This window comes from Neisseria weixii, from assembly GCF_042658245.1.
Lineage (GTDB): Bacteria > Pseudomonadota > Gammaproteobacteria > Burkholderiales > Neisseriaceae > Neisseria > Neisseria weixii.
This window is the reverse complement of sequence record NZ_JBHSPY010000049.1, coordinates 1-9,546: the sequence shown is the minus strand read 5'-3', so window position 1 is coordinate 9,546 and position 9,546 is coordinate 1. Positions and strand designations below refer to the sequence as shown.

The 9,546-nt window shown below is 59.4% G+C and carries 12 protein-coding genes; all 12 read left to right on the top strand.

Annotated features, from left to right (window positions below; genetic code table 11):
• The coding region (locus ACFPVS_RS13145; RefSeq protein ID WP_417625418.1) for a phage tail protein at positions 1-870 on the top strand (870 nt) is incomplete at its 5' end.
• Entirely contained in the window at positions 870-1,766 is an 897-nt protein-coding gene (locus tag ACFPVS_RS13140; RefSeq protein WP_096295109.1) for a phage tail protein, read from the top strand. The genes ACFPVS_RS13145 and ACFPVS_RS13140, both read left to right, overlap by 1 nt.
• Entirely contained in the window at positions 1,763-1,990 is a 228-nt protein-coding gene (locus ACFPVS_RS13135; RefSeq protein ID WP_096295110.1) for a tail protein X, read from the top strand. Before ACFPVS_RS13140 ends, ACFPVS_RS13135 begins: the two co-directional genes overlap by 4 nt.
• Positions 1,990-3,093: a phage late control D family protein gene (locus ACFPVS_RS13130; protein ID WP_096295111.1), complete on the top strand. Its 1,104-nt coding sequence runs from the start codon at positions 1,990-1,992 to the stop codon at positions 3,091-3,093. The genes ACFPVS_RS13135 and ACFPVS_RS13130 overlap by 1 nt, the downstream gene beginning before the upstream one ends.
• Complete coding sequence (locus tag ACFPVS_RS13125; RefSeq protein WP_198345269.1) at positions 3,077-3,655, top strand: phage baseplate assembly protein V; 579 nt, start codon at positions 3,077-3,079, stop codon at positions 3,653-3,655. Before ACFPVS_RS13130 ends, ACFPVS_RS13125 begins: the two co-directional genes overlap by 17 nt.
• Positions 3,656-3,733: 78 nt before the next feature.
• Positions 3,734-4,111 carry a GPW/gp25 family protein gene (locus tag ACFPVS_RS13120; RefSeq protein WP_096295112.1) on the top strand — a complete coding sequence of 126 codons (378 nt, stop codon included), beginning with the start codon at positions 3,734-3,736 and terminating at the stop codon, positions 4,109-4,111.
• Positions 4,102-5,244 carry a baseplate assembly protein gene (locus tag ACFPVS_RS13115; protein ID WP_096295113.1) on the top strand — a complete coding sequence of 381 codons (1,143 nt, stop codon included), beginning with the start codon at positions 4,102-4,104 and terminating at the stop codon, positions 5,242-5,244. Before ACFPVS_RS13120 ends, ACFPVS_RS13115 begins: the two co-directional genes overlap by 10 nt.
• 3 nt (positions 5,245-5,247) lie before the next feature.
• Positions 5,248-5,826, top strand: a complete 579-nt coding sequence (locus ACFPVS_RS13110; RefSeq protein ID WP_378595843.1) for a phage tail protein — start codon at positions 5,248-5,250, stop codon at positions 5,824-5,826.
• Between the two features lies 1 nt (position 5,827).
• Positions 5,828-7,915, top strand: a complete 2,088-nt coding sequence (locus ACFPVS_RS13105) for a phage tail protein (RefSeq protein WP_378595842.1) — start codon at positions 5,828-5,830, stop codon at positions 7,913-7,915.
• A 32-nt stretch (positions 7,916-7,947) separates the two neighbouring features.
• On the top strand, positions 7,948-8,694 hold the full coding sequence (locus ACFPVS_RS13100) for a hypothetical protein (RefSeq protein ID WP_096295116.1): 747 nt from the start codon (positions 7,948-7,950) through the stop codon (positions 8,692-8,694).
• Positions 8,695-8,767: 73 nt separating this feature from the next.
• Positions 8,768-9,196 (top strand): hypothetical protein, encoded by a 429-nt coding sequence (locus tag ACFPVS_RS13095; protein WP_096295117.1) that lies wholly within the window; start codon positions 8,768-8,770, stop codon positions 9,194-9,196.
• On the top strand, positions 9,190-9,519 hold the full coding sequence (locus ACFPVS_RS13090) for a hypothetical protein (protein WP_157742713.1): 330 nt from the start codon (positions 9,190-9,192) through the stop codon (positions 9,517-9,519). The genes ACFPVS_RS13095 and ACFPVS_RS13090 overlap by 7 nt, the downstream gene beginning before the upstream one ends.
• Positions 9,520-9,546: the final 27 nt, after the last annotated feature.

The window sequence follows — 9,546 nt, the reverse complement described above, 5'->3', positions numbered from 1 at the left end:
TACACCAACTGGGAAGGCGTGGTCGGCGGAGCCAAGGCACTGTGGCAGGATTTGGGCAACTTCTTCGGCAGTCTGTGGACATCGGTTACGACTGCATTTCAGACGGCATGGAGCGGTCTGACCACATGGTTTTCGGTGGTTTGGCTCAACATCACAACGTTGCTGTCGGCGGTGTGGGAGAGCATCAAAACCACGGTATCGACCGCGTGGGAAAGTATCAAGGCCTTTTTCTCGACCGGCATTGCCGCGCTCTTAAACCTGATCCTGACCTTCTCGCCGGTTACCGCCTTTATGACGGCCTTCCAATCGGTATGGACTTGGTTGTCGGGCTTGGGGGCGACCTTTATGAGCTACGGCGGCATGATGATAGACGGGCTGGTCAACGGCATTACGGCAGGTATCGGCCGCGTGGTCGGTGCGGTGCAGAACGTGGTGTCGATGGCCAAATCCGCATTTACCTCCGACCGCAAAGGCATGGGCATCCACTCGCCCAGCCGTGTGTTCCAAGGCTACGGCGGCTTTATGACCGAGGGTCTGGCCATCGGTATCCGCCGCACGGCGGCACGTCCCGTACAGGCCGTCGGCGCATGGGTAGGCCGTCTGAAAGAGCGTTTCGGCAGCCGTGTGGGCAGTCTGCGTGCCGATTTGGCCGCATGCATTTCAAGCAGCGTCGCAGATTTTGCCTCGGCGCGCACACAACAGGCGCAGGCGGCTGCGGGAGCAGGCGGCATTACCGTGAACTTTAACCCGACCATCCATGCCCCGGGCGGCGATCCTGCGCAAATTCATACGGCCTTGCAGATGGGCTTGCGCGAATTTGAAACGCTGTTTCAGCGCATGATGGCCGACCGCGAACGGAGGGCTTACTGATGTATGCACAATTGGGCGATATTCGCTTCGAGCTGCTGCAGAGTTTCAGCAGCTTGGAAGCTACCTACACGGCGAAGTTTGCCAAGCACGAAGTACTGGCGGGACGGCCACGTTTGCAGGCTTTGGAGAACGAGCTGACCGAGCTGCGTTTCTCGCTGAAGCTGCATTGGCTGCTGGGCAATCCCGACACGGCCTACAAGGGGCTGCTGGCGGCATTGGAGGTGAAACAGGCGGTATCGCTGGTTTACGGCAGCGGCCGCTTTGCGGGCTGGTGGGTAATTGAGCGGCTGACCGAGCGCACACTGATACAGGACGCGCAAGGCCGCACGGCCGCGCGCGAATTGGATGTGGAGCTGACCGAGTTTGTCGGTGACCCGAACAATCCGCTGCCCACCCCTGCCGTGATGGGCGGCAAACAGAATCCGCTGCTGTCGCTCTTGCCCGAATCGGTACAGGCGCAAGCAGACGAAGTGATGAAAGCCGTGGAAACGGGCGTGAAAATCTACCGTGCGGCGGAAAGCGGCCTAGATGAGATGCAATCGCTGCTGACGGCGGCCAAAACCTTGAAACACGACCCTGCCGCGCTGTTGAACCTTGCCGGAGACGCTTTTGGCTCGGGAAGCGGCGTGTTGGCCAAACTGAACGGCCTGCCCGAAGTGACCGCCGTGTTGGGCGATTTGTCGGGCGCGGCGCAGATGGCCGAACAACTCGGCCAAACCGGAACGCTGCTGGGCGGTACGGTGGCCGGATTAAGGAGCGGCATTGAGGGCGGCACGGTCGGTAGCTGGCTGGATGCGGCGGTGTCGGGTGTCGAATCGGCGGCCGGTGTGGTGCAGAATGCTTCTGCCGCTGCCGAAACGCTGACCGGCCTGCTGGCCGCAAGGAGAGAGGTATGAGTGCGGTTTTACACCACACCACGCGCGCGGGCGACCGCTGGGATTTGATTGCCCACAAGCATTACGGCAATGCGCTGATGATTGATGGGCTGATTGCGGCCAATCCGCACCTGCCCCTAGCCGAAGAATTTTCAGACGGCCTGACCGTGTTTGTGCCGGTGTTGGAAAGCAAGCCGAAAAACAGTCAGGCGGATATGCCGCCTTGGTTGCGGAGGGATAAATAATGGACGTTTTGGGCGCATTTTTGCAGCAGGCGGGTTTGGTTTCGGCCAACGTCCACCCCGTTACCCAACCCGATTTCCTGCTGGCTTACGAGCAACAGGACATTACCGCCGACATCAAACCCTATCTGCTGTCGCTGACCTACACCGATTATCTGGGCGGCCAGTCAGACGAATTACAGGTGGATTTCGAAGACACCGACGGCCGATGGCTCTCCGGCTGGTATCCCGAACAGGGCGACGCGCTGAACCTGTCTCTGGGCGACCAGTTCACGGGCTTGGTGGATTTGGGCAGCTTTGAGATTGCCGAAATCGAGTACAGCCATCCGCCAAGCGTGGTGTCGCTGAAAGCCTTGTCCACAGGGATTACCAAAGCCAACCGCACCCTGCAGGCCAAAGCCTATGAAAAAACCACGTTGGCCAAAATCGTGCGCATGGTGTCAGGCCGTCTGAAACTGAAAGTGGACGGTGAGTGTGAACATATTGAAATCGAACGCGTGACCCAGTATCAGGAGCGCGACATCGAGTTTTTGGCACGCTTGGCCAAACAATACGGCCACACCTTCAAAATCGCCGGCGACACTTTGGTGTTTATGAGTAATGCGAAGCTGGCCGAACGCGAACCCGCGGCCGAGCTGCTGCCTGCCGACATGATCCGCGTGCGGCTGCGCGATTTGATTAAAGGCGTGCCGGGCAAGGCGGTGGTAACGGGTTACGACCCGAAAACCAAAAAAAGCCATGAAACCGAGCGTAAAGCCCGCCCGCGCCGCCCGAACGCCAAACGCGGCACATCGGGCGACACGCTCAAAATCATCCCCAACAAAGGCGAGAGCCAAGCGCAGACCAATGCCCGCGCCGATGCTGCTTTGGCCGATGCGCAGGATGAGCAATGCGCCGGCAATGTGACCGTGGTCGGCAACGCCAAGCTGGTGGCCGGGCAAGTCGTTATGCTGAAAAGCCACGGCAAATTCAGCGGCCGCTATATGGTCAAGCAGGCACGCCACAGCTATGACCGCATGAGCGGCTACACAACCGATTTGGAAATCAAAATGCTGGAATACATTCCCGAAACCGGACAGGAGGCAGGCAATGCTGCAAACCCATGATTTCACCGCCACCATGCAGTTCGGCATTGTGGCCGCGGTCGATGAAGCGGCGCACAACCTGCGCGTGCGGCTGCCCGCGCTGGAAAACCTGGAAACCGACTGGCTGCCGATGATTACCCCTGCGGCAGGCGGTAATCAGTTTTACAGTCTGCCCGACGAGGGCGAGCTGGTGGTATGCCTCTTGGACGCGCGTGGCGAAACGGGCTGTGTGGTCGGTGCTATTTACAATGCGGTTGACAAACCGCCCGCGGCCGACAAAGACAAATGGGTGCGCCGGTTTAAAAACGGCACGGTTATCGAACATGACCGCCAAACGGGTGACGTGCTGGTTAAAACGCAAGGTGTGGTAACGATTGATGCCGATGCTGTAGTGAAAAAAACGCTGACCGTTAACGGCCTGTTTACCTATACCGCCGGTATGTCGGGCAAAGGCGGCAGCGGAGCGGCAGCAAAAATTGACGGTGCCATCGAAGCCACGGGCGACATCAAGTCCAAAGGCATCAGCCTGCCCGACCACCATCACGACGGCGACAGCGGCGGCAAAACCGGAAAGCCCGAGTAGTTTTAATCCGCATTAAAAGCCGTTTCAGACGGCCTTACCTACAATCCCTGTATCCACCAACGATACAGGGGTTTTTTCATGGAGTTTTCCACGCCTGTTTCCAAACACTGGCAGCTTGCCCAAGGCGGCAGCGGGCTGTCTCAGGGTGTGGACGACATCGACCTGTGTATCCACACCATTTTGTCCACCCGCAAAGGTTCGGACGTGACCCGTCCCGATTTCGGCAGCAACCATTTCGACTGGATTGACGCGCCGGAAGACGTGTTTGTTCCCAACGCCGTGCGCGAGGTGGTGCTGGCCGTTCAGACGTGGGAAAAACGTGTGCTGGTGGACAACGTAACCTTTTCGGGCAACGCGCCGCACATCACGATGACCGTGCATTGGCGCGTGGCCGATGACGTGGCAGGCGAGATTTACGCCACGCAAGTGATTTTGGAGCAGGCAGCATGGATTTAGCAAAACTCAAACGTGCCCACGTGAAGGTGGTGGACGACGATTTGGCCAAAGTGCTGGCCGAAACCATCGCCGACTACGAACAGCGCAGCGGCAAGACCTTACAGCCCGCACACATTGAGCGGCTGCTGATTAATACCTATGCCTACCGGGAAACATTGGTGCGCCAGTCGCTCAATGAAGCCTACCGCCAGCAGCACCCGCGCTTTGCCACGGGCTTGATGCTGGATTTGTGCGGCGACGACGTGAATACGCCGCGTCTGCTCGCGTCGGCCGCCCGCTGCACCATCCGTTTTACCGCCGATTTGAGCGGTGTTCAGACGGCCTATATCCCCGTCGGTACGCAGGTGGCCGCGGGCGAAGTGGTGTTTGCCACCACCGAAGCGGCCGAACTCTCGGCTGCACGCAAACAGGCCGACTTGCAGGCCGTCTGTACGCAAAGCGGCGCGGCGGGCAACGGCTGGGCGGCAGGCCAAATCAGCAACCTGCTGACTGCGTTTTCAGACGGCCTGAACGTCAAGGCCGTCAATATCAGCGTACCTTCGGGCGGTACGGATGTCGAAACCGACGATGCCTACCGCGAGCGTATCCTGCTTGCGCCGGAGAGCTTTTCGGTAGCCGGGCCGGTGGGCGCATACGAGTATTTCGCGCGCCGCGTGAACCCGGCCATCTGCGATGTCCATGTGGACAATAAAAAAACCGCCTCGGGCGAGCCGATAGGCGGGCAGGTGCAGGTAACGGTGCTGACCAAAAACGGCCTGCCCTCGGAAGAGCTGCTGCGCGAAGTGGCCAAAGCCCTGAGCCACGAACGCGTGCGGCCGCTGTGCGACACCGTGACCGTATCGGCACCGACGGCGGTGGATTACGCACTCGATGCCGAGCTGGTGCTGTTTACGGGGATTAATCCTGCCGAAGCCGTGGCCGCTGCCGAAGCGGCGTGGGCGGCCTATGAAGCCGCTCGGCGCGAACAACTGGGCAGGGATATTGTGCCGCTGGACATTCAGACGGCCTTAAAGGTGGCGGGTGTGTACAACGTGGTGCTGCACAACCTGCCGCTTAAGGTGGTGGCCGCCAATCAGTGGGCGCGCAGCACCTCGGTGCGCATCCGCGCCGCCGCCCAAACGGTGGAGGGTTAAAACATGGCCAAACTGAGCTATGCGGCGGTGATTGAGCGCGACCAACGCTACAAAATGCTGGCCGATTTGGGCTTGCGGCTGAACGACACCGATGCCGTCAAGTTGATGCCGCGCCTTATCCATCTGGTCGTACCCGAGCATTTGGAGCTGTTGGCCGAGAGCCGCAGCATCTTGGGGGCAGACGGCTACTGGCTGGCCGAATCCGACCAGATGCGCCGCCGCCTGATTAAGGGCGCATACGGGCTGCACCGGCATAAGGGCACACCGTGGGCAATCCGCGAAATCGTGCGGCGGCTGGGCTTCGGCGAAGTGCAGATTATCGAAGGCATGGGCAACAAGCGGCACGATGGCGAAATCACGCGCGACGGTCGCTATGCCCACGGTCACAGCGACCGCTGGGCGCATTACCGCATCATCATGAACAACGTGATTACCAACGATCAAGCCGCGCTGCTGCGCCATACCCTGAGAGCCTTCGCGCCGGCACGCTGCGTACTGGCCGCGCTCGACTATCAGGCCAGCGCATTGAGACACAACGGCCGCGCCAAACGCGGCGGCCAATTCAACAGAGGAACCGCATGACATGGCAAATCTAGTAGAAACCAGCCGCTGGGAAGCAGGCATTTACCAGCTCGAAACCTCCGACCCCGTGATGGGCGGCCCCAACGGCATCGACAACCGCCAGCCCCGCGAGTTGGCCAACCGTACCTTATGGCTCAAAAACGAAATCGCCAAAGCCGTGCAAAGCATCGGAAGCAACAAAACTGCCGCCGACCAAGCCATTGCACTCAAGGCCAACGCCGCCACGCTGTTTACTGCCGGCGCAGGTCTGACAGGCGGCGGGTCGCTGGCGGCCAACCGCAGTTTTGCGCTGGCCACACCGTCCACGCTCAACGGCAGCACCACCAACTGGGCAGGTAACGGCGCAACCGGCCACACCCACGAGCTGGCCAAAGCCACGCCTACCGTGGCGGGCGTAGCCAAACTGGTGAATACGCTAGATGTATCCGCTACCGATGCCGCGCTGACGGCGGCAATGGGCAAAAAACTGCAAGACGAAAAGCTCGGCAACAGCGGCAACCAAACCATCACGAACGGCACATTGACCGTCGGCAAATCAAACGAATGGGCAGCCGTCAGAATCCCTTCCGGCGCGGGTGTGTGGGAAATCGAAACCAATCCCCAATCTGCCGCCGCCACCGAAGGCAGTATCAGAATGGGGTTTAAGTTCGTCGAAAGCGGCCAGTCTGCCAAAGGCATCATCATGCCCGCGCTGTCGACCGGTTATGAAACGGTGGCTTATCAAAGCTGGGTGAATGAAAAAATCGCCCATCTGGACAACGGCAAAGTGCCGTCAGTCGCTTACAACTACTCGATAAGAAACTCAACCGACTACAGTAAAAGCGGCTTTTATCGGGCAAATGGTAATGAATTGGATGGAAAAAGATTGCCATGGATGGAAATGCACATTTCCCACCCGGAGCAGAGTGAAAACCAATACGGGCGCGGCATCGGTTTTTCCTACGGCCCGAGTTTCGACCTCGTTACCACCGCATGGGACGCACAGGGCGTGTATCAGGGCATGAAAAAAATCCTCACCGAAGAAAACGGCGTCATGAAAAACGGCGACACGATGACGGGTTTCTTGACTTTTGCCAAACAGCCTTGGCCGAAAATACAGCTGGCCTCAAATAAAGGGGGGCAAGCCCTGCTGGTTGAGAGCGGCGGCACCGCAGGTACGCACTGCTTTATCATCAGGAATCATGAAGATGGTGAGGTAAGAAATGGCAATATCGTCAGATTCAATCTGCCTGACAAAACCGGCACGCATACGCTGGCAACGACGGGCGACCTTGAGGCCTTGTCCCGTGTCGACCTGACCGGCAACCAAACCGTCGGCGGCCAAAAAACCTTTGCCGCACGCACCCACTTTTCAGACGGCCTTACCATCAGTGCCGCCAATACCGGCCAGTCCGCCGAGTTCCGGCGCGGCGCGGCCGACTGGTATTGGGGCAACCCCATTTCGCGCAAGGCTTTGCAACTCAAAGACAACGGCGATTTGGCCTACCAAAACCAAAAAATCTACCACGAGGGCAACAAACCGGCATGGAACGATATCCAGAATAAGCCTGATGTAGCCACGCGCGGTACTACGCTGGCACACTACGGAATTACCGATTCCGTGACCGCTGCCGATTTCCAATGGGCTAACGTCAAAACAGGTACGATAATGTATTTTGCCGGCGGTCAAGCTCCGCACGGCTGGCTGGCTGCCAACGGCGCAGCAGTGAACCGCACGACATTTCCGCATCTGTTTGCGATAATCGGCACCCGTTACGGCGCGGGCGACGGACGCACCACCTTCAACCTGCCCGATTTGCGCGGCGAGTTCGTGCGCGGCTGGGATGCGGGGCGCAATGTCGATGCAGGCCGTGCACTCGGAAGCTGGCAGCAAGACGAGTTCCGCAGCCACCACCATATTTATCGGCGCGGCCACCTGACAAACTCGGTGCCTTGGGAGCACCGCGAGGCAAGCCGTGATGGCAGCGCGGCCACGTATGACGGTGACGGCCGCTTTGATGACGGCGGCGACCGCGTGACCACATCTGCCTCAGGCGGCGTGGAAACCCGCCCCCGCAATATCGCACTTTTGGCCATTATCAAAGCATAAGGCCGTCTGAAAATATCTGAAAGGAAAACCGAATGACCCAAAATATCCAATGGCAAAAACCCGTCTGCCAACTCGATTCAGACGGCATCTATCTGCACCAAACCATGGCCGATCTTGACGTGTACACCAAAGACGGCGGCTACATTATCCCCGGCGGCTGCATCGACACCGTGCCGCCCGAGGCGCGCGAAGGCCACGCCGCCAAATGGAACGGCAGCGGCTGGGACTACCTGCCCGATTTGCGCGGCCAAACCGCCTACCGCACCGACAGCGGCGAAACCGTGCTGATTGACCGCATCGGCGCACTTTCAGACGGCTTGACCCTTGAGCCGCGCCCCGGCGAAGCGCACGAATGGCGAAACGGTGCATGGGCGGAAAACCCCGAACGCGCCGCCGAGCTAAAGGCGCAGGAGCTGGAGCGGGCAAAAGCCGCCAAACTGGCCGAAATCAACCGCGCAGCGCAAGCGTTTGTCGCCCGCGCCGCCGAGTTGGACAAAACGCCCGAGTTCGAAGTGGCCACATGGCCGCTGCAGGCCGCTGAAGCGCAGGCATGGAGCCGCGACAAAGCCGCCTCCACGCCCGTTTTGGCCATCACCGCCGCCGCCCGCGGTCTGGATTTGGACAAGCTTCGCGCCGCCGCCCTGCGCAAGGCCGACGCCTACACGGCGCTGACCGCGCACGTTGCCGGGCAGCGTCAGGCTTTGGCCGACAAGCTGGAAAAGGCCAAAACGGCCAGGGCGGTGGAAGCGATAGCCGTGTCCTACGCCATGCTCGCCTGATTTTTAATGCGCATTAAATGTGCGTTTTCTTGCCAAGCCTTACCATCCCTGCATGTTGTTGCAGGGATTTTTTATGAAAATTGCGTTTTACAAAGGCACGCTGCGCGGCCGCGCAGGCTGGTTCAGCCGCTTGGCGCGCTGGGCAGACCAAGGCCGCTACAGCCATTGCGAAGTGGTGTTTTCAGACGGCATGTGCGCCTCGGCCAGCTGGTACGACGGCGGTGTGCGCTTTAAAAAGATTGCTTTTAACTCCCTGAATTGGGACATTGTTGAACTGAATTTCACACCCGAGGCCGAGGCGAAAGTGCGTGCATGGTTTACCCGTAACGAAGGACGGCCCTACGACCTGCGCGGCAGCTTGGGCGTGGTGTTCCGTCCGTTCGGGCAAGGCCGGCGCGGCTGGTTTTGCAGCGAAGCGGTGGCCGCCTCACTGGGGTTTGCCGAGCCGTGGCGCATCAGTCCGAACCAGTTGGCCGCGCTGTTGGAGACGGTTAAATGGTAAGGCTGGATATGGAAATCGTGCGCGACGACAAGCAGAGTATTGTGGTGGAGCTGCTGGATTCGGACGGCCACACCATCAATCCGGCCGACATCGACAGCGTAACGGTATGGGTCAAGCCGCCGTTTCAGGACAAGATTTTTCCCGAAACGGTCATTCTTCCCGAAGACCCCGAAAACGGCTTGGGCAGCCACCTGAAAATTACCTTTACCCGCAATATCCTGCAAAAACAGATGTGGACGCAGGCGCAATACGGCATTGAAATTGTCTGCGGCGACGAAGGGCCGACCACCGTCATCGGTGGAAAAGTGATGAGGATTTACTGATGAACCCGATTGTCAGACCCGGCCAAG